At 65.6% G+C, this 19,702-nt stretch carries 18 protein-coding genes; 9 read left to right on the forward strand and 9 right to left on the reverse strand.

The genetic code is table 11. The features are described from left to right. Positions 1-78: 78 nt before the first annotated feature. Positions 79-399: an Mpo1-like protein gene (locus ACP92_RS16510; RefSeq protein ID WP_013235249.1), complete on the forward strand. Its 321-nt coding sequence runs from the start codon at positions 79-81 to the stop codon at positions 397-399. Positions 400-427: 28 nt separating this feature from the next. On the opposite strand, the gene ACP92_RS16515 is transcribed toward ACP92_RS16510, so the two are convergent. Further along, positions 428-1,840, reverse strand: coding sequence for a YihY family inner membrane protein (locus tag ACP92_RS16515; protein WP_013235250.1), 1,413 nt, complete (start codon positions 1,838-1,840; stop codon positions 428-430). A 245-nt stretch (positions 1,841-2,085) separates the two neighbouring features. On the opposite strand from ACP92_RS16515, the gene wrbA reads away from it, so the two are divergent. The 4 genes from wrbA (at position 2,086) to ACP92_RS16535 (ending at position 5,131) form a co-directional block, all read left to right on the forward strand. After that, on the forward strand, positions 2,086-2,730 hold the full coding sequence (wrbA, locus tag ACP92_RS16520; protein ID WP_013235251.1) for an NAD(P)H:quinone oxidoreductase: 645 nt from the start codon (positions 2,086-2,088) through the stop codon (positions 2,728-2,730). After that, the gene (locus tag ACP92_RS16525; protein ID WP_013235252.1) at positions 2,727-3,119 is read left to right on the forward strand and encodes a DUF2069 domain-containing protein; all 393 of its coding nucleotides are present in this window, start codon (positions 2,727-2,729) and stop codon (positions 3,117-3,119) included. Before wrbA ends, ACP92_RS16525 begins: the two co-directional genes overlap by 4 nt. Before the next feature lie 53 nt (positions 3,120-3,172). Next, positions 3,173-4,579: an FAD-binding oxidoreductase gene (locus tag ACP92_RS16530; RefSeq protein ID WP_041312090.1), complete on the forward strand. Its 1,407-nt coding sequence runs from the start codon at positions 3,173-3,175 to the stop codon at positions 4,577-4,579. Between the two features lie 123 nt (positions 4,580-4,702). Continuing rightward, on the forward strand, positions 4,703-5,131 hold the full coding sequence (locus ACP92_RS16535) for a hypothetical protein (protein ID WP_041311028.1): 429 nt from the start codon (positions 4,703-4,705) through the stop codon (positions 5,129-5,131). Between the two features lie 226 nt (positions 5,132-5,357). Here ACP92_RS16535 and ACP92_RS16540 read toward each other — a convergent pair whose 3' ends face one another. Next, the gene (locus ACP92_RS16540; protein ID WP_013235254.1) at positions 5,358-7,445 is read right to left on the reverse strand and encodes a putative bifunctional diguanylate cyclase/phosphodiesterase; all 2,088 of its coding nucleotides are present in this window, start codon (positions 7,443-7,445) and stop codon (positions 5,358-5,360) included. A gap of 314 nt (positions 7,446-7,759) precedes the next feature. Between ACP92_RS16540 and ACP92_RS16545 the strand changes: the two genes are divergently transcribed. Further along, a complete protein-coding gene (locus ACP92_RS16545; RefSeq protein WP_013235255.1) occupies positions 7,760-9,076 on the forward strand; it encodes a phospholipase A in 1,317 nt (438 codons plus the stop codon). Positions 9,077-9,146: 70 nt separating this feature from the next. Here the strand turns inward: ACP92_RS16545 and gorA are convergent, their stop codons facing one another. Both gorA and ACP92_RS16555 read right to left on the reverse strand, forming a co-directional pair. After that, positions 9,147-10,523, reverse strand: a complete 1,377-nt coding sequence (gene gorA / locus ACP92_RS16550) for a glutathione-disulfide reductase (RefSeq protein ID WP_013235256.1) — start codon at positions 10,521-10,523, stop codon at positions 9,147-9,149. Between the two features lie 61 nt (positions 10,524-10,584). Beyond that, positions 10,585-12,228 carry an ABC transporter permease gene (locus tag ACP92_RS16555; protein WP_013235257.1) on the reverse strand — a complete coding sequence of 548 codons (1,644 nt, stop codon included), beginning with the start codon at positions 12,226-12,228 and terminating at the stop codon, positions 10,585-10,587. Between the two features lie 108 nt (positions 12,229-12,336). Here ACP92_RS16555 and ACP92_RS16560 point away from each other — a divergent pair, with 108 nt between their 5' ends. Next, positions 12,337-13,578: an ABC transporter ATP-binding protein gene (locus tag ACP92_RS16560; protein ID WP_041311030.1), complete on the forward strand. Its 1,242-nt coding sequence runs from the start codon at positions 12,337-12,339 to the stop codon at positions 13,576-13,578. 58 nt (positions 13,579-13,636) lie between these two features. Here ACP92_RS16560 and ACP92_RS16565 read toward each other — a convergent pair whose 3' ends face one another. The 5 genes from ACP92_RS16565 to ACP92_RS24975 all read right to left on the reverse strand — a co-directional run bounded on the left by ACP92_RS16565 (position 13,637) and on the right by ACP92_RS24975 (position 17,555). Continuing rightward, positions 13,637-13,867 carry a hypothetical protein gene (locus ACP92_RS16565; protein WP_041311032.1) on the reverse strand — a complete coding sequence of 77 codons (231 nt, stop codon included), beginning with the start codon at positions 13,865-13,867 and terminating at the stop codon, positions 13,637-13,639. Between the two features lie 142 nt (positions 13,868-14,009). Further along, a complete protein-coding gene (locus ACP92_RS16570) occupies positions 14,010-15,401 on the reverse strand; it encodes a TAXI family TRAP transporter solute-binding subunit (protein ID WP_013235259.1) in 1,392 nt (463 codons plus the stop codon). A 107-nt stretch (positions 15,402-15,508) separates the two neighbouring features. Further along, the gene (locus tag ACP92_RS16575) at positions 15,509-16,270 is read right to left on the reverse strand and encodes an SDR family NAD(P)-dependent oxidoreductase (RefSeq protein ID WP_013235260.1); all 762 of its coding nucleotides are present in this window, start codon (positions 16,268-16,270) and stop codon (positions 15,509-15,511) included. A 188-nt stretch (positions 16,271-16,458) separates the two neighbouring features. After that, positions 16,459-17,178 (reverse strand): FadR/GntR family transcriptional regulator, encoded by a 720-nt coding sequence (locus ACP92_RS16580; protein WP_013235261.1) that lies wholly within the window; start codon positions 17,176-17,178, stop codon positions 16,459-16,461. Positions 17,179-17,363: 185 nt separating this feature from the next. Next, positions 17,364-17,555: a hypothetical protein gene (locus ACP92_RS24975; protein ID WP_156181801.1), complete on the reverse strand. Its 192-nt coding sequence runs from the start codon at positions 17,553-17,555 to the stop codon at positions 17,364-17,366. Between the two features lie 151 nt (positions 17,556-17,706). Here ACP92_RS24975 and ACP92_RS16585 point away from each other — a divergent pair, with 151 nt between their 5' ends. Continuing rightward, positions 17,707-18,612 carry a LysR family transcriptional regulator gene (locus tag ACP92_RS16585; protein WP_013235262.1) on the forward strand — a complete coding sequence of 302 codons (906 nt, stop codon included), beginning with the start codon at positions 17,707-17,709 and terminating at the stop codon, positions 18,610-18,612. Between the two features lie 138 nt (positions 18,613-18,750). Next, a complete protein-coding gene (locus tag ACP92_RS16590; protein WP_013235263.1) occupies positions 18,751-19,605 on the forward strand; it encodes a putative hydro-lyase in 855 nt (284 codons plus the stop codon). Positions 19,606-19,702 lie beyond the last annotated feature (97 nt).

The raw sequence follows: 19,702 nt of genomic DNA on the forward strand, positions 1-19,702 counted from the left end.
GATGCGCCGGAAATGAAGGATTGAATCTGGCCGCGCCGCTGACTAAGCTGGAAAGGCCAGGCCCCTCCGGAGAAGCCCATGTCCGCTACCCTGCCCGAACGCCACTACGCCAGCTTCAGCGAGTTCTACCCGATCTATCTGGGGGAGCATGCGCACCGGGTCAACCGGCAGCTGCATTTCCTGGGGTCCACGCTGGCCCTGCTGTGCCTGTTGCTGTTGCTGCTCACGCACCAGTGGTGGTGGCTGGGCGTGGCGCTGCTGTGCGGCTATGGCTTTGCCTGGGCCGGGCATTTCCTGGTGGAGAAGAACCAGCCGGCCACCCTGCGCCACCCGCTCTATTCCTTCATGGGCGACTGGGTGATGTATTGGCAGATGCTGACCGGTCAGGTTTCCTTCTGAATGACCGGCTGACCGGCAGCGGCCCGGCTCACTCCGACGCCTGGCGCTCCCAGATGCGACGGCGCTCGGCCAGCGGCACCGCCGCGTAGGGCGTGGCCGCGGGAGCAGACGCAGCAGCCTCCATCGCTTGCTCTTCCAGCGCGGCGCGCCGGGCCGCATCGGCGCTGCAGTAATCCTCCAGCGATTGCGCCAGGACGGCGTCGATGGCGCCCTCTACCCGATGGACCAGGCCCTCTTCTTCGCCCGCCTGGGCCAGCACGGCCGGATCGAACACGAACAGACGGTACACCCGCGCCAACTGGATCGTGCTGGGATTGGCCACCAGGGTCCAGCGGTCCATGTCATCGGTGATGCGGCGGTTCCAGCTGCTGCGGCGGCTGTTGCCGGGCTTGACCGAGGCCACCCAGCCCTCTTCGCTCATCCTGGCCAGTAATTGCTGCAGCTCTCCCAGGCCCAACCGGGTGGCGCGGCGCACCTCATCCATGCTGACCACGGCCGACTCCACCCCGACCCGCGCCGCATGCAGGAAGCGCAAGACCTTGATCGCATCGATGAACTCCGCCCCCGGCGAGGCCACATGCCACCAGCGCTCATAGCGCACCACCGGCAGCGCCGCCGTCAGCAGCGCACCGAAGAGCGTGATCATCCACATCATGTAGATCCACACCAGGAAGATCGGCAGCACCGCCACCGTGCCATAGACCATGGTGTAGGTCGGAAACTTGAGGATGTAGACGGCGAAGAGCCGCTTGGCGATTTCCAGCCCGATGCCCGCCAGCAGGCCGCCGGCCAGCGCATCACGCCAGTCCACGGTCTGGTTGGGGACGGTGCTGTAGAGCAGCGTATAGGCCAGCGTCGAGAACATCAGCGAGACCAGCGTATAGAAACTGGCCCCCAGCCAGGGCAGGCTCTTGACGGCGCCGCCGGTGGCGGTGGAGAGATAGGAGGTTACGCTGATGGAGACCCCGATCAAGAGCGGCCCCAGCGTGATGATGGCCCAGTACACCAGCACGCGCTGCACCAGCGGACGCGACTTCTTGACGCGCCAGATCTGGTTGAACACGCTCTCGATGGTGGACATGGTCAACACCGAGGTCAGGATCAGCACCACCCCGCCCACGGCCGAGATGCGCGCCGACTTGGCGGCGAACTGGTTCAGGTAGCCCAGGATGGTGTTGGCCACGCCCTTGGGCATGAGGTTCTCGACGAAGTAGGCTTCCAGCGAGGCGCGGAAGGTCGAGAACAGCGGAAAGGCCGTAAACAGCGCCAGCGCGATGGTCAGCATCGGCACCAGCGACAGGATGGTGGTAAAGGTCAGGCTGCCGGCCACTTGCGGCAGGCGGTCCTCGCGCAGCCGCCGGCCGGCGAAGCGCAACAGGTCGCTCAACTGCTCTCGGGTCAGGCCACGCATACGGGACAGGGAAATACGCACAGGGGACATCGGTTTGACTTCTCTCGGCAACAGCGCAGGAAGACCGTTCCCGCCACACCATGGTTCCAGCCGCAACGGCGGGCTCGCCGAGGGCAACGTTGGCGATTATCGCCCAAGCTGGCGGCAAATGTCCGCAAAAAGCGCAGGATGCGCGAAAGTTTCACTCATAGAAGTCATGACATGTAGCAAAAGGCTGAAGATCTGCCCCTTTTCCTGATGCCTATGCACAAATAAACGGAAATATAATAGTCCGCATGACGACCTCCGCCACCTCTTCTACCGCTGTGAACGCTGCCTCCAACGCCACCATCCTGGTGCTGTACTACTCGCGCCATGGCGCCACCCGCAAGCTGGCCGAACTGATCGCCCAGGGCGTGGAAAGCGTGCCCGGCTGCGATGCCCGCCTGCGCACCGTGCCGGCGGTGTCCACCGTGGCCGAGGCGGTCGAGCCGGACGTACCGGCCTCCGGCGCGCCCTATGTGGAAGCGTCCGACCTGGAAGAGTGCGACGGCCTGGCGCTGGGTTCGCCCACGCGCTTTGGCAACATGGCTGCGGCCATGAAGTATTTCTGGGATGGCACCGCGCCGCAATGGCTCTCCGGTGCGCTCACTGGCAAGCCGGCCTGCGTATTCACCTCCACCGGCAGCCTGCACGGCGGTCAGGAAGCCACCCTGCTGAGCATGATGATTCCGCTGCTGCACCACGGCATGCTGCTGGTGGGACTACCCTACTCCCACCCGGAACTGATGAATACCCACAGTGGCGGCACGCCCTACGGCGCCAGCCATTGGGCGGGCGTCAACGGCAACCAGCCGCTGTCGGACGACTCGCGCACCCTGGCCATCGCCCTGGGCAAACGGCTGGCGGAAAACGCTATCAAACTACGGAGACCATCATGAACAGCCGCGCGCGCTATTTCCACCTGGGAGCCTGTTCCAGCCTGATCGCCCTGATCCTGCTGGGTCTGGCGTGGGAACTGGTGCTGGCGCCCTTGCGCCCGGGCGGCTCGTGGATGGTGCTCAAGGTCTTGCCGTTGCTGCTGCCGCTGCGCGGCGTGCTCAAGCGCGATGTCTACACGCTGCAATGGTCGTCCATGCTGATCCTGGTCTACCTGGCCGAAGGCCTGGTGCGCGCCACCAGCGACGCCGTCCACCTGTCGATGCAACTGGGCTGGGTGGAGGTGGCGCTGAGCCTGCTGTACTTCCTGTGCGCCCTGCTCTACCTGCACCCCTTCAAGAAGGCCGCCAAGGAAATCGCCCGCCAGGCGATCCAGAAGGCTTCCCAGTAAATCCTCAATCCCTCTCTCCCAGGCGCGTTCGCATGCGCGCCTGCGCCGCTGCCATGAATGAATTCCTGCAAGCCTGCCGGGCCGCCATCGGCGCGCCCCATGTGCTCACCGACGCCCACGACACCGCCGGCTACCTGACCGACCAGCGCGGCCGCTATACCGGACGCGCCCTGGCCGTGCTGCGTCCGGCCGATAGCGCCGAAGTGGCGGCGGTGGTCAGGCTGTGCGCGCAGTTCGCGGTGCCGCTGGTGCCGCAGGGAGGCAATACCGGACTGGTGCTGGGCAGCGTGCCGGACCAGCAAGGCAATGCCGTGGTGCTGTCGCTGCGCCGGCTCAACCGCATCCGCGCCGTCGACGCCCTCAACAACACCATCACCGTCGAATCCGGCTGCGTGTTGCAACACCTGCAGGAACAGGCCGCCGCCGCAGGCCGGCTGTTTCCGCTCTCGCTGGCAGCCGAAGGCAGTTGCACCATCGGCGGCAATCTCTCCACCAATGCCGGCGGCACCGGCGTGCTGCGCTATGGGAATACCCGCGAGCTGTGCCTGGGGCTGGAAGTGGTGACGGCGCAAGGCGAGATCATGAGCAGCCTCAAGGGTCTGCGCAAGGACAATACCGGCTATGACCTGCGCGATCTCTTCATCGGCGCCGAAGGCACCCTGGGCGTGATCACCGCAGCGGTGATGAAGCTCTTCCCGCAACCGCGCGCCCAGGTCACCGCGCTGGCGGCGCTGCCCCACCCGGCGCAGGCGCTGCAGCTGCTGCAGCTGGCGCAGGCGCATTGCGGCCCGGCGCTGACCGGCTTCGAATTGATGTCGGACTTCTGCCTGCAACTGGTGCGCAAGCACTTCCCCGAGCAGCGCCTGCCCTTCGACCGGCCCCATCCGCAGTACGTGCTGCTGGAACTGTCGGACAGCGAATCGGAGGAACACGCCCGCGCCCTCTTCGAAGGCCTCATCGGCACAGCCCTGGAGCAAGGCCTGGTCGACGACGCCGTCATCGCCGCTTCGCTGGCTCAGTCGCGCGCGCTGTGGCGGCTGCGCGAAAGCATCTCCAGCGCCCAGGCCCACGAGGGCAAGAACATCAAGCACGACATCTCGGTGCCGATCTCGCGCATCGCCGAATTCATCGCCGCCACCGACGTGCTGGTCCAGCAGGCTGCGCCCGGCTGCCGCATGGTCACCTTCGGCCACCTGGGCGACGGCAACCTGCATTACAACGTCTCGCCGCCCGAAGGCGTGGCCGACCGCGACTTCATCGCCCGCCAGGCGGCCATCAACCGGGTGGTGCATGACAGCGTGGACCGCTTCGGCGGCTCGATCTCGGCCGAACACGGCCTGGGGGCGTTGAAACGCGAGGAAATCACGCGATATAAATCGCCGGTGGAACTGCAACTGATGCGCGCCATTAAACTGGCGCTGGATCCGCAACAGCTGATGAATCCGGGCAAAGTTCTCTGAAGCCCGCAGCATGAACGGATAAAGCCAGCCGGCGCCGACCGGCGGCAGTGACCTGCCCCCAGGGAGGGTAGCGCGCCGGGGACGGCGCGTCTGCTGAGAACCCATTTCACCGGCGAGCTCACCATGCATCTTTCCCCCCTGCCACGCCAAGGCCTGGCATTGCTCCTGGCGCTGTGTCTGAATGCGTCCAGCCAGGCCGCCGTCTACAAATGCCAGTACGACGGGCTCACGACCTATAGCGACCATCTGTGCCAGCAGGCCGGCACGCTGTCCACTCCGCCCTTGCCCACTGTCCCTGCCTTCAAGGCCGCGCCAGCGCCGCCATCCCCGTCGACGCCGCCCCACGCGCCAAGGGCCTCTCACGCGCGCAGCGCCACCACCGCCCAGCGGCAGCGCTGTGGCCTGCTGGCGCAACAGCACCGCTGGGCGCAAGAAGACTTGCAAGCCGCGCGCAGCCTGGCGCAGCCGCCCGGTTCGGGCAAAGTCGAGCAGGCCCGGCGCAAGCTGCAGCGGCTGGAGCAACGCTTGCGCCTGCAATGTCCAGCCCCCTGAGCCATGCGCCGCCAGCCGGGAGCTGCGGACAACAAAAAGGGACGGACGCCAACCGGGCCGTCCGTCCCAACCTCCCCCTCAGGAGCCTGCCGGAAACGCCGGCCTTGTGGCGCAGCGCTTCCTATGACTGCATCTTTGCATCAAGCCCGGAAGAGCAATCCGAAGAATAAGCGGCGATGCCGCCGCCAATTTGCGGGATAGCAATGCGACCGCCCTGCGGCCGCCTTCAGGCGGCGCTCTTGTGCCGTTCGCGCATGGTCTGCAGGAACAGTTCCGGCGTCATGGGCCGCCCCATCAGGTAGCCCTGCAAGGCATCGCAACCGGCCGCGGTCAGGAAATCCTGCTGCTCCACCGTTTCCACGCCCTCGGCCACGATGCGCAGGTTCAGCGTACGGCCCAGCGCCACGATGGCCGAGACGATGGCGGCGTCTTCGCCGTCCTGCCTGAGCTCGCGCACGAAGCCGCGGTCGATCTTCAACTCATTGGCGGGCAGGCGCTTGAGATAGAGCAGGCTGGAGTAGCCGGTGCCGAAATCGTCGATGGAGATTTCCACCCCCAGGTCGGCAATCTGGCGCAAGGTCTGCAGGCTGGCCTCGGTGTCATGCATGGCGGTGGATTCGGTGACTTCCAGGGTCAGGCATGGCGGTGGCAGCTGATGGCGTTCCAGGGTCGTGCGCACCACTTCCAGCAAGTGCGGATCGGCGAACTGTAGCGCCGACAGGTTCACTGACATGGTCCAGTCCACATAGCCCAGGGCGAACCACTCGCGCATCTGGCGGCAGGCCTCGTCCAGCACCCAGGCACCGATGGGCAGGATCAATCCGGAACGTTCGGCCAGGCCGATGAACTGGTCCGGGGCCACCAGCCCATGCACCGGATGCTCCCAGCGCAGCAAGGCCTCGGCGCCCAGCACCGGGCCAGCGGGCAGGCTGAACTTGGGTTGATACACCAGGCGGAACTGGCCGCGCTCCAGCGCCACCCGCAGGTCCTGCAGCCATTGCAGCTGCTGCTGGGCGTTGGCGTTCATGGAGGGTTCGAAGAAGTGATAGCCGTTACGGCCGCTGCGCTTGGTGTGATACATGGCGGCATCGGCATTGATGACCAGGTCATGGCGGGTCGCGCCATCCTCCGGATAGATGGCGATGCCTACGCTGGCTGAGACGCGCAGTTCGTGCTGGTCCACCTTGAAAGGCTGGTTGACCGCCTCCACCAGCTTCTCAGCGACGCCCATGGCGTCTTCCGGGGTGTTCAAGTCCACCAGGATGACGAATTCATCGCCGCCCAGGCGCGCCACCGTGTCATTGGCGCGGGAACTGCTGGTCAGGCGCTGCGCCACTTCCACCAGCAGGCGGTCGCCCACATGGTGGCCCAGCGAATCATTGATGGCCTTGAAACCATCCAGGTCCATGAACATCAGCGCAAAATGGCCCTGCTCGCGGGCAGCCTTGTTGATGGCCTGGTTCAGGCGGTCTTCCAGCAGGGTGCGGTTGGGCAGACGGGTGAGCTGGTCGTGCAACACCATCTGGGTCAGCTCTTCATTGGCTGCGGCCAGCGAACGCGCCAGCTTGGCGGTGCGCGACTCCAGACGGGCGTCCAGCACCGAGGTCAGCAAGGCGATGGTCAGCGCCGCCAGCGTCACCACGATGATGAGCACGGCCAGCCAGCCTGGCGCCACGCCCTCCCGTGCCGACAGACAGATGGAGTCGCGGCTGAAGCTGGCCGCCCCCATGCCGGTGTAGTGCATGCCGAAGATGGCGATGCCCATCACTACCGAGGCCCCGCCACGGGCCGCCCTGACGTGCGGCGTGTTCCTGCGCAGGCTGAAGGCGATCCACAAGGCGGCTGCCGAGGCGGCGATGGCAATGGCCACCGAGGCCAGGAACAGGAACAGATCGTAGGCGATGCCCGGCTGCATGCGCAGGGCGGCCATGCCGGTATAGTGCATGCAGGCAATGCCGATCCCCATGAACAGGGCGCTGCCCAAGAGGCGTCGGGTCGGCAGTTCGGGACGGGTGACGATCCACAGGGCGAAGCCGGAGACGGCGATGGCAATCACCAGCGACAGCGCGGTGATCCCGGCGTCATACCCCAAGGCGATCGGCAGGCGGAAGGCCAGCATGCCGATGAAATGCATGGACCAGATGCCCAGTCCCATGGCCACGGCGCCGCCAGCCAGCCACCAGCGCGCCGCCCGTCCATGCTGGCTGGCCGTGGTATTGATGCGTTCGGCCATGTCCAGCGCCGTATAGGAGGCCAGGATGGCGACCAGCAATGAGACGACAACCAGCAGCTTGTCGTAGGTGGCAATGAGCATGGCGAAGGGTGCGACGTATCGAGACTATCGGGATTATCGGGACTGCGGTTGAGGGGGGCTCCAAGGGCCGGACCGGCCAGCGCCGCCCATGGGGGCAATGGAGGTCAGCTTAGAGGCGGCAGTATTGTCACACAATCAGGAAATACCCGTTATCAGACAGACATCTTCCACCCCGCAGTGAGGCATTGCGTCACCCCAGGCAACTTTCTCCGCGCCAACCGATCTGTAATGCCAGGCGCCTCGCTGCGTCGCTGCCCTTGCCGGTGCGATGGCCCGGCGCCAGAACAACAACATGCGAATACAACAAGGACACCATGTTCAGCCCACGCCATTGCCTGCCCCGTCTCCCCCTCCCCTTGCGATCCGTCGCCCTGGCCCTGTGCGCCCTCGGCGGCAGCTTGCTGATCGGCATGCCGGCCCATGCCGGCATCACGCTGGTACAGCCGCCCAAACGCATCGATGTCAGCAAGCCCCTGGAACTGACCCTGCTGGTCAGCGAGGAAGACCAGCCCGAACGCACCTACACGCTGCCGTCCACCCTGCTGGTGGCCGCCTCGGCCGACATGATCCCGCCCCAGCAGATCAGCTTGCAACGGGTCGATAGCGAGGGCAGCATCACCCTCAGGCAAGGCCAGTTCCGCAAGCTGCGCTATCGCGGCATGCTGCCAGAACGGCTGCGCGGCATGGTCCGCATCGAGCCCATCGGCATGGATGCCGCGCCGGTGCTGGTGGCCGTGGTACGCCCCGATGCCGCGCTGGGAGCGCTGCCGGAGTCGCCTGACCTGATCAACACGCCCCTGGCCGACTCCTCCAGCACGGTGGCGCCAGTGGCGCCCTCGGCCACGGTCTTCACGCCCGGGGCCGATGCCTCGCCGCTGGATAGCGCCCCGGCGGCCGAAGACATCCTCTCCAACAACCGCCGCCTGTCCTTCAATGAACCGATGTACTTCAGCGTCGGCAACAGCGGCGGCGACACCAACGCGCGCTTCCAGCTCAGCTTGAAGTTCCGCCTGTTCGTGCCGGACGATCCACGCTCGCGCGGCCCGCTGGACAATCTCTACCTGGGCTATACCCAGTTCTCGCTGTGGGACCTGTCAGCCCCGTCGGCGCCCTTCCGCGACACCAGCTACCGCCCCAGCCTGTTCTACTACCTGCCGGACGTGGGCATCCAGAACCGCGTCTTGAGCCGCATCGGCATTGCCACCGGCCTGGAACATGAATCCAATGGCCGCGACGGCGCGCAGTCGCGCAGCATCAACACCTACTTCATCGAACCCAGCTTCAACTTCGGCAACCTCAACGACTACCACTTCAAGGTCGCGCCCAAGGTCTATGCCTATCTCGGCCCCACCCGCGACAATCCCGACATCGGCGACTACCGCGGCCACATGGACCTGAAGCTGTCCTATGGCAAACCCGATGGGCTGGAAGTGGCCACCATGCTGCGCAAGGGCCGGCTGGGCGGCACGCTGACCAGCCAGACCCAGGTCTCCTACCCGCTCTCGCGCCTGTTGCCGGGAACGGCCGGCTACCTGATGGCGAGCTATTTCCACGGCTATGGCGAGAGCCTGCTGACCTACAACCAAAAGGATCGCGCACAGTTCCGCATCGGTTACGCGCTGTGGCGCTGAAGCCCGGTCATGGATGACAAAACGGGGATGCCTGGCATCCCCGTTTTTGCTGGCGAACCTGCACTGCGGATCAGGCCACCGGTGTCCGCAGGGTGACGAATTCCTCGGCGGAAGTCGGATGGATACCGATGGTGGTATCGAACTGGGCCTTGGTCGCACCGCATTGCAGGGCCACCGCAAAGCCCTGGATGACCTCGCCGGCGTCACCGCCAACCATGTGCACGCCCAGTACGCGATCAGTACGGGCATCGACCACCAGCTTCATGAAGGTGCGTTCGGTATTGCGCGAAAGCGTGTTCTTGAGCGGCTTGAAATCAGTCTTGAAGATCCTCAGTTCGCCGAACTGCTGGCGCGCCTCTTCCTCCGACAAGCCCACCGTGCCCACATTGGGATGGCTGAACACCGCCGTGGGAATATTGGCGTAGGACATGCCGCGCTCGCCCTTGCCGAACAGGCGCGAGACCACGGCCATGGCTTCGGCCAGCGCCACTGGCGTGAGTGCGACGCGATCGATCACATCGCCCACGGCCAGGATGGACGGGACACTGCTTTCGAAGTCCTGGTTGACTTCGATCGCCCCATTGGCCTTGAGCTTCACGCCAGCCTCTTGCAGCCCCAGGCCGGCGGTGTTGGCCGTGCGCCCCGTGGCGAACAGCACGCACTGCGCCGACAGCGCCTCGCCATTGGTGAGCCGCACCGTCTTGACGCTTGCCTCGCTTGCCTCGCCCGCCTGCTCCGCCTCGATGGCTTCGATGCTGGCGTTGAAGACGATACGGATACCCTTCTTGGCCATCTCGTCAGCCAGATGGATGCCAAGATCAGCGTCCATATTGCGCAGCAGACGCTCGCGCCGATACACCAGGGTCACCTCGCAGCCCAGGCCATTGAGGATGGAGGCCAGTTCAACGGCGATATAGCCGCCGCCCAGCACCACGGCGCGCTGCGGCAGCGCCTTGAGATGGAAGAAATCGTCGGAGGTGATGCCCAGCTCGGCGCCGGGGATGGCCGGCTTGTCGGGACGTCCGCCAGTGGCCACCAGGATGTGGCGGGCGGTGAAGCGCTGGCCATCGACATTGACGGTGTGGGCGTCCTCCACCTTGGCAAAGCCGCGGTGCAGGCTGACCTTGGCGTTATCGAGCAGGCGCAGGTAGATGTCGTTCAGGTGGGCGATCTCGCGGTCCTTGTTGGCCATGAGCGCGCTCCAGTCGAAACTGGGCTGGCCATTGAGCGTCCAGCCATAGCCAGCCGCGTCGGCGAACTCCTCGTGGTAATGGGCGCTGTAGGACATCAGCTTCTTGGGGATACACCCCAGGTTCACGCAAGTGCCGCCCAGGTCGCCCTTCTCGGCCAGGCCGACGCGCGCACCGGCCTGGCTGGCGAAACGCGCTGCGCGCACGCCGCCGGAGCCGCCGCCGATGGTGAAAAGGTCATAGTCGTATTGGCTCATGGTGGCTCCAGGGATCTGCGCCAGGCGCGCTGGCAGGTTCATCGGTTCGGTCGTGCAGGGGTTATGCGGGCGGCGCAGCGTTTTGCAAGGGCTGGCTGCGCTTGCCATCGAGCGCGCGCATGACCAGCAGCACCGGCGCCAGTCCGACCAGCACGATGGACAAGGCCGGCAAGGCCGCCTCGCCCAGGCGCTCATCGCGCGCCAGGTTGTGGGCGATCACGGCCAGGGTATCGGTATCGAAGGGTCGCAACAGCAAGGTGGCCGGCAGTTCCTTGACCACATCCACGAACACCATCAGGGCCGCCACCGCCAGCGAACGCCACAGCAAGGGCATATGCACGCGCCAGGCAATGACGGCGCGCGAACTTCCCAGGCTGCGCGCCGCTTCATCCAGGCTGGCGGGGATGCGGGTGTAACCGGACTCCACCGACTGCACCGCCACCGCCGTGAAGCGTACCAGATACGCATAGATCACGCCCAGCGAGCTGGCCGTGAGCAAGACCCCCAGGCCCGCCCCCGGCCACAGCGATTGCAGCCAGGCCACCGGCAACAGGATGCCCACCGCGATGACCGAGCCAGGGATGGCGTACCCCATGCCGGCCAGCCGCGCCGTCAGGCGCAGCAATGCTGCTTGCAGGCGCGGCAGGCCGCCGCTGCGCAGCGCAAAGCACAAGGCCAGGGCCAGCACGATGGCGGCCAGCGCGGCCATGCCGCCGAAACGGAAACTGTTCCACACCCAGCCGGCATAACGGCCGACATCGAACCCCATCCCCTGCCCAGCCTCACTCCACCACAGGCGCAGCAGGATCGCCACCGGCAGCACAAAGCCCAGCACCACCGGCAGGCCGCACACCAGCCAGGCCAGTGCGGTCTGGGCGCGCGAGAGCACGGGCAGGCGCGCCTCGGCGCCATCATGGCCACGTCCGCCGCGCGTGGCGGCAAAGCGCATGCGCCCCTGTTCGCGCCGCTCCAGCCACAGCAGCACGGTCACGAACAGCAGCAGCAGCGACGCGTACTGGGCCGCAGCCAGGCGGTCATCCAGCACTACCCAGGCCTTGTAGATGCCGGTGGTGAAGGTGGTCAGGCCGAAGTAGGCCGAGACCCCGTAGTCGGCCAGCGTCTCCATCAGCGCCAGCGCCGCCCCGGCGGCCAGGGCCGGGCGCGCCAGCGGCAGGGCCACGCGTACGATGCGTTCGGACAGCGGTGCGCCCAGCATGCGGGCCGCTTCCATCAGGTGGGTGCCGCGCTCGCTCAAGGCATTGCGGGCCAGCAGGTAGGCATAGGGATAAAGGGTGAGCACGAACATGCAGATCGCCCCCGGCAAGCCGCGCACTTCCATCCGAAAGCCGGGGAACCAGCCCCGCAGGGTGCTCTGCACCACGCCGGCGTACTGCAGGAAATCGGTATAGGCGTAGGCCGACACATAGGCCGGCATGGCCATGGGCAGCAGCAAGGCCCAGGAAAACCAGCGCCGCCCGCGAAATTCGAAGAGGCTCACCGTCACCGCCGTGGCGCCGCCCACCACCACCACCCCCAGCGTGACCATCAGCGCCAGCCATCCCGAGGTCGCAAGGTAGCCCGGCAGCACCGTCTCTGCCTGCTGGCGCAAGGCGTCCAGGCCTTCGGCGTCCAGCCCGAACCAGGCGCAGAGGATGCCGAGGATGGGCAAGGCGATCAGGACAGCGAGCAAACCGATGAAATGCATAGGGAACCAGACCCGTGAGGACAGAATGAAGGAAGACGCGGGCGCATGCGCTACACTGCGCAAACCCCTTCGCAAACGCGAATTGTAACCATTTCATTGAGCATGCCCATGTTTCTGGAAGTCGAACACCTCAGCATCCGCTATCCGCGCACGCCTGCACCGGCCGTGGACGCCGTCTCACTGCGCCTGGCGCCGGGCGAACTGGGCGCGCTGATCGGCCCTTCCGGCAGCGGCAAGACCAGCCTGCTGCGGGCAGTGGCCGGCCTGGAGCCGGCCCAGGCGGGGCTCATCCGGCTGGACGGCCAGTTGCTCGAAGGCGGCGGGGTGCGCGTGCCTGCCGAACAGCGGCGCATCGGCATGGTGTTCCAGGATTTCGCCCTGTTCCCGCACCTGAACGTGGCCGACAATATCGCCTTCGGCCTGCGCGGCCGCGACAAGCGCGAGCGCAGTGCGATCGTGGCCGGGATGCTGGCGCTGGTGGGCCTGCCCGAGGCCGGCGCCAAGTTCCCGCACCAGCTCTCGGGCGGCCAGCAGCAGCGCATTGCACTGGCGCGCGCGCTGGCCCCGCAGCCGCGCCTGTTGCTGCTGGACGAGCCCTTCTCCAGCCTGGATGTGGAATTGCGCGAACGCCTGGCGCACGACGTGCGCGACATCCTCAAGCGCACCCACACCACCGCGTTGATGGTGACCCACGACCAGATGGAAGCCTTTGCCGTCGCCGATGTGGTCGGTGTGATGCGCCAGGGGCAACTGGAGCAATGGGATACGCCGTATGCGCTCTATCACCGTCCGGCCACCCGTTTTGCCGCTGATTTCATCGGCCATGGCGTGCTGTTGCAAGGGCAGTTGCGCGGGCCGGATGCGAACGCGCAAGCGCTTGCCAGCCGGCCAGCAACGGACCATCACCAAGGGGATGAACAGGAAGAAATCGAAGTAGAAACCGCCGCCGGATTGCTGCGCGGCGTGCCGCTGCATGCGCTGCATGGCCAGCAAGCAGCCCAGACCAGCGAGGTCGACGTGCTGTTGCGCGCCGATGATGTGATCCACGATGATGCCTCACCCTTCCGGGCGAGAGTGGTGCGCAAGTCCTTCCGCGGGGCGGAATTCCTCTACACGTTGGCGCTGGAGAACGGCCAGACGCTATTGTCGCTGGCGCCCTCGCATCATGATCACGCCGTGGGCGAGTGGATAGGCATCAGGCTGGAAGTGACGCATCTGGTGACCTTCGCCAGGACCGAGTCGGCCTCGGCGGGCCTGGCTGTGGCAGCTGTAGCACCCGCGGCACCTGTGGCACTTGCGCCCATGGCTGCCGACGCGACCGAACTGGCGCACGAAGCTTCGCGCCGCTGATCCACGCGGGCCGGGCGGCCCAGCGCGTCAACGACCAGCCAGTCAAGGGCGCGCCGCATCAGGCGCGCGCCTTCGACAGGACCAGCAGCCAGCGGCGCAGCAGCAGGATTTCCAGATGGCCCGGCTCGATGCCGGCGCTGCACTCGATGACCGGATTGACCCGGTAGCGGCGCACGTAGGTGTCGCGGCAGATGAAGATTTCCCGGCGGCCCAGGCGGATGCTGAGCGAGGACGGGCTGGACGAAGAAACAGCGAAGCGAGCGTCGGAAGCAAGATCAAAGTGGGTCATGGCAGCGATTCCTCTTCTTGTCTGTAAGAGGCTTCACTTTAGCACAAACACTGTATGCATACACAGTATTTTTTGTACAGTAGTATGGCTGCCATGGCGAGCATACAACAACCCGCCCCACCCTGCCCGCCGGCTGTCGCGTCTAGGCCACGCCCGCCGCCAGGCGCGCCCGTACGAAGCCGATATGCTCGCGCAGGACATAGAACTGGTCAGCAAAGGCCAGCGGCATCTTCATGCGGTTCACGGCCATCTCGATCTCGTCCAGACGCTTGAGGATATCGGCCTGCTCCTGCGGCGAATCACGCGAGATACCACGTTCCAGCGCGATGAGCTCGCCATACCAGCGATAGATGCGCGAACGCACCCGCCAGCCATAGAGCATGGGCACCAGGCGTATCCCCGGAATGAGCAGCAGGATCACCGGCAGCACGATCACCACCGCCCGGTCCAGCAGGCTGGCCAGCCAGAAGGGCAAGGTGCGGTAGAAGAAGGTCTTGCCCGACTTGTAGTAGCGCGCCGCATCGTCGCTGATGCGGTATTCATGTTCCAGCGGGGCCGGGAACTCGCCGGCCTTCTGCATCACATTGGCCTTGCCGTGGACTTCGTGGGCGGCCTCGATGAGCAGGTCCGAGAGCGCCGGATGCAGGTCTTCACGCGCCACCAGTTCGGCGGTGGGTGCGATCAACTGGGTGTCGCGCGCCGGCAGGTTGCGCGCCAGGTCAAAGACGCCCATGGGCATCTTCAGGGTATTGAGGTAGCGGAAGCGCCGCACATAGGCCTCCGCCTGCGAGAAATCCAGCAGGCGGACGCCGGGCGCGCGCAGCAGCTTGCCCATGGTCGCCACCGAGACCGAGTCCCCCATCAGGAAGGCCGCATCGATCTTGCCGCTGGTCAGCGCCTGCGCAGCCTCGTCGCCGCCGATGTTGAGCAGCTGGGTAGCGCCGCCGGCCTCCACGCCATTGGCCTTGAGCAGCGTGGCGGCCAGCACGCTGGAGCCGCTGCCCTGACCGCCGATGGCGATGCGTTTGCCGGCCAGCTCGGAGAGCTGACGCAGCGGCGGTATCGGCTTGCCCTCCGCATTGATGGACGCACTGCGGTAATAGACCGACACCGGCACATAGGAAATACTGCCCAGCGACACCAGCGAGCCCATCGCATCCGCCGGCACCGCACCGGCCAGGCCGCCCTGGACGAAACCGACGTCGATGTCCTGGTCGCTGTCGACCAGGCGTTTGAGGTTGTCCAGGGAACCGCCGGTCTCGACGATATCGAGCTTGATGCCATCGCGCGCCAGGATGGTCTTGTAGCGCTCCGCCACGCGCCAGAAGTTGCTGTCCTTGGGACCGGCGGCGATGGTGATGGACGATGGCGGCGCGGGCCGGATCAGCCAGATCACCAGCCACGCGCCCACCAGGATCAGCAGGATGATGGGACCGAAGCTGACAGCCAGGTCGCGCCAGGAGATGGCCACGAAGCGCGCCCGTATCCGGGTGGCCGAAGGCGCATAGGCGGAGAGTTTCTTGTCTTTGAGCATGCGCGCTATTCTAGCCGCGCCTAGCGGCTTTGACGCGCACGAGCTTGTAACACCATGCAGGGCCGGGCGAGCGACACCCGGCCCGCAGGCATCAGGGCGTCAGCGCATCAGGGCATGTACTGCCCGCCGTTGACATCGATGATCTGCCCGGTCACGTAGCCCGACATCTGTTCCGACGCCAGGTAGAGGAAAGCGCCGCTGCATTCATCCGGCTCGCCGATGCGGCCCATGGGAATGGTCTTGCGGAAGCCTTCCAGCTGTTCCGGTGTAGTAAAACGTTCCTGGAACGGCGTCATGATCACGCCCGGCGCCACCGCATTGACGCGGATCTTGTCGGCCAGCAATTCCTTGGCCATCCCCCGCGTGAGGGTGCTGACAAAGCCCTTGGAGGCCGCATAGATCAGCGCACCGGGGCCGCCCCCATGGCGCGCCGCCACGGACGTGACATTGATGATGTTGCCGCCGCCCTGGGCGCGCATGACCGGGATCACCGCACGGGTGAAGGCCACCACCGAGCGGGCGTTGATGTTGATGATGTCGTCGAAGAGTTCATCGGTGACCGTTTCCAGCGGCGCACGCTTGACCAGCGCCCCGGCGTTGTTGATGAGCACATCGATGCGGCCCATCTGCGCCACCGCCTTGGCCACTGCCGCGTTGATGGCCGACGTATCGCGCACATCGGCGCCGATGGTGATGGACTTGCTGCCCGCGGCGCGCACCTCGGCGGCGACGGCCTCGGCTTCCTTTTCCGAGCTGTTGTAGTGCACCACCAGATGGGAACCCCGGGCCGCAAAGGCCCTGGCGGCGGCCGCGCCGATACCGGTGCTTGCGCCGCTGATGAAGACGACTTTTCCTGCCAGATCCAGCATGCTGTTCTCCTGTCAAAGAAACGGTTGATCACTCATGCTCCGGCTTGTCATGGGGCGGCCCTTTAGCGCCTGCCGGTATCGGGTCTTGTGAGGGACGCCGCGCGCCAGGCGCTGCGGCCGTACTGCCACGCCACCGTTGTGGAATGCCGCACAGGCCAGGCTGGCGGCAACGGCGGCGCTTGCTGCGTTCAGTCGTGGACCGATTCGTTGCGATTGCGGCCAGCGCTGCGGTAGGCATCGCGCACGCGCATCAGATGATGGCGCATGGCCTCGGAGGCCTTCTGCGGATCACGCGCCTTGAGCGCGTCCAGGATCTGGCGGTGGTCCTGCAGGCTGCGCTCCAGCGTAGCCGGGATGCGCGAGGTGATGGAACGGCTTTTCTTGCCCAGCATGTAGAGGCTGCCGGCGATGCTTTGCAGGAAGGGATTATTGCAGGCCTCGATGATGGCTTCGTGGAATTCCACATCGGCGGCCGCGAAGGCAGCGGGATCCGACAGCAGGCGCGCCTCGTCCTCGACATTGCGCGCCAGGCGGTCCAGTTCGGCGTCCTCGATATGGGTGGCGGCCAGCGCAGCCACACCGGTCTCGATGATGAGACGGGCATCGAAGAGCGACTCCAGCGTACCCGGGTTGAGGTCGATGATCATCTCCAGCGGCTCCAGCAGCTCGCGCGTTTCCAGCGAACTGACGAAGGTGCCCTCGCCCTGGCGGATGCGCAGCAGCCCCAGCAGCGCCAGCCCGCGAATGGCCTCCCGCACCGCAGGACGGCCCACGCCCAGCATGGCCGCCAGCTCGCGCTCGGGCGGCAACTGCTGGTCGGGCTTCAACAGGCCGCTGCGGATCATGGTCAGCAGCCGCTGGGCAACCTGTTCGGAAATGGATTTCTGGACGATGGGGTCGAAGGACATGCTCTCTGGATACCTGCCTGTAGGGGTGAATCACTGCCGTCTCGGCAATGTTGTCCTGCCCCGCCGGCCCGGCGCTTGCGGGCGGCGTAAGGTAAGACCAATTGGGAGGTGAGGATAGGTATCGGGGCGGCTTGTGTCAAGCAGCGGGCCTTTGGTGCAATGCAAAAGCAATGGACGGTCTCTGCTCAGGTCCGACGACGGGAATTTCGCGCTCTCGCAGGCCCCCGCTCATGGGATAAAGGCGCCGCAGATGGTGTCATCAATTTGACGAAGATGGTTTTCAAGCGGATTTTTCCTTGTCGCTCGTCGCTCATGTCCTGCAGTCCGGACATGAGTTCATCAAAGAGCTGGCGACGAGGACGATTTTTGGTGTTCATCCCGCAACCATATAAAACTTCGAAGGAAGATTCTATCGGCATAGAGGGTAGCGCCACTTCACCGCGCACATCATTCCTGCCGAAGCGGCTAGGCATCTGGTACGCTACGCTGCCTCTCCCGCCAAGCCGCCAACTTCACTGCCTAGCCCCCATGAACCTGCGTTTCGTCGAGGCCTTCCACTGGGCCGCCTCGCTCAAGAGCATCACCCGCGCCGCCGAGAAACTGCACATCACGCAATCGACCATGTCCAGCCGCATCGCCTCGCTGGAAGAAGAACTGGGCGTGGTGCTGCTGGACCGCCGCGAAAAACAGTTCCGCCTCACCGTGGCTGGCCAGCGCTTCCAGCGCCTGGCCGTCAAGCTGCTGGACATGCAACGCCAGATCCGCCAGGAGCTGGGCGGCCACAGCGCCGGGCCGCTGGCGCTGCGCATCGGCAGCATCGAGTCGGTGGTGCATAGCTGGCTGCCCGCATGGCTGCAGGAAATCCGTTGCCGCTATCCTGACTTCGCCCTGGAACTCACCGTGGAAACCTCGCCAGTGCTGACCGAACAGATCCGGCGTGGCGCCCAGGACCTGGTCTTCACCTCCACGGTCGGCAGCGATACCGCCGTGCGCTCGCGCCTGATGACGCCGATGGAGATGGTCTTCGTCGGCCACCGCGAGCGCTTCGGCACCCGTTCCCATACGCTGGAAGAACTGGCTGCGCACGACCTCATCACCTTCCAGCGCGGCTCGCAGCCGCACCAGGGGCTGCTGCAACTGTGCCAGGAATGGGGTGTGGCCAATCCGCGCATCCACGCCATCTCCTCCATCTCGGCCATGGTGCAGCTGGTCGAAGGCGGCTTTGGTGTGGCCACCCTGCCGCGCGCCTCGGTGCGCCAACTCACGCGCCGTCTGCCGCTGCGCATCCTGCGCTGCCAGGCGCAACTGCCTGCCTTGCAGATCCATGCCAGCTATCGCGAAGATCCCAGCTCCAGCCTGGCCGAATTGGTGCTCGATTCGGCGCTGGAACACGCCCGGCGCGCACAAATAAAAGGCCGCACCGCAGAAAAATGATGCCCTGGCATGGAAATCGCTATAGTGATTTTTCCATTGTCGTCATCGAATAAATCGATAACAAAAGATATAAATTTTTTGTTGGACGCTCTCCCGGCACCCTCCTAAGATCGGCTCCATTCCAGGAAGGAGACCGCCATGCCAGAGACTGCCACTGCCTTGTCCACCGCACCGCATCAGCCCGCCCCACCGCCGGCCCTGTCGGCCGCATCCACCGCGCTGGAAGTGCGCCTGGCCGCCCGCAGCGGCGCGTTCAGCGGCCACACCAGCGGCGTGGCCAGCGCCCACGTGCAGGTCAACCTGGCGATCCTGCCTGCTGCGCTGGCCGATGATTTTCTCGCCTTCTGCGAGCGCAACCCCATTCCCTGTCCTCTGCTGGCTGTCTCGGAACCCGGCTCCCCGGCCCTGCCCGCGCTGGGCCTGGACCTGGACGTGCGCAGCGACGTGCCGCGCTATCACCTGTGGCGCCATGGCGAACGCGTGGCCGAGGTCAGCGACCTGCGCGAAGTGTGGCGCGATGACCTGGTCACCTTCGCGCTGGGTTGCTCCTTCTCCTTCGAACATGCGCTGCTGGCCGCTGGCATTCCACTGCGTCATGTCAGCGAAGGCCGCAACGTGGCCATGTATCGCACCAATATCCCGACCCAGCCGGTGGGCGTGTTCCAGGGACCGACGGTGGTCTCGATGCGTCCATTGAAGGCGGCCGACGCCATCCGCGCCATCCAGATCACCGCACGCACCCCGCAGGTGCATGGCGCACCAATCCATATCGGCGATCCAGCGCTGATCGGGATTGCCGATATCGACCATCCCGATTACGGCGAGGCGGTGGATATCCGCGCCGATGAGCTGCCGGTGTTCTGGGCTTGCGGGGTCACGCCCCAGGCCGCCATCGTCGCCGCCCGGCCCGAATTCTGCATCACCCACGCTCCCGGCTACATGCTGGTGACCGACAAGCTCAATAGCGAACTGCTGCTCGAACCGCAGGCCTAGCGCCTGTACGACCTATCGTTTTCGATCACCGGCTGCGCTTGCTTCGCCTGGCCGGATGATGTCGCACGTCAGTGATTTACATACTTTGATTACAGGG

Origin of the sequence: Herbaspirillum seropedicae (assembly GCF_001040945.1) — a bacterium.
GTDB lineage: Bacteria > Pseudomonadota > Gammaproteobacteria > Burkholderiales > Burkholderiaceae_D > Herbaspirillum > Herbaspirillum seropedicae.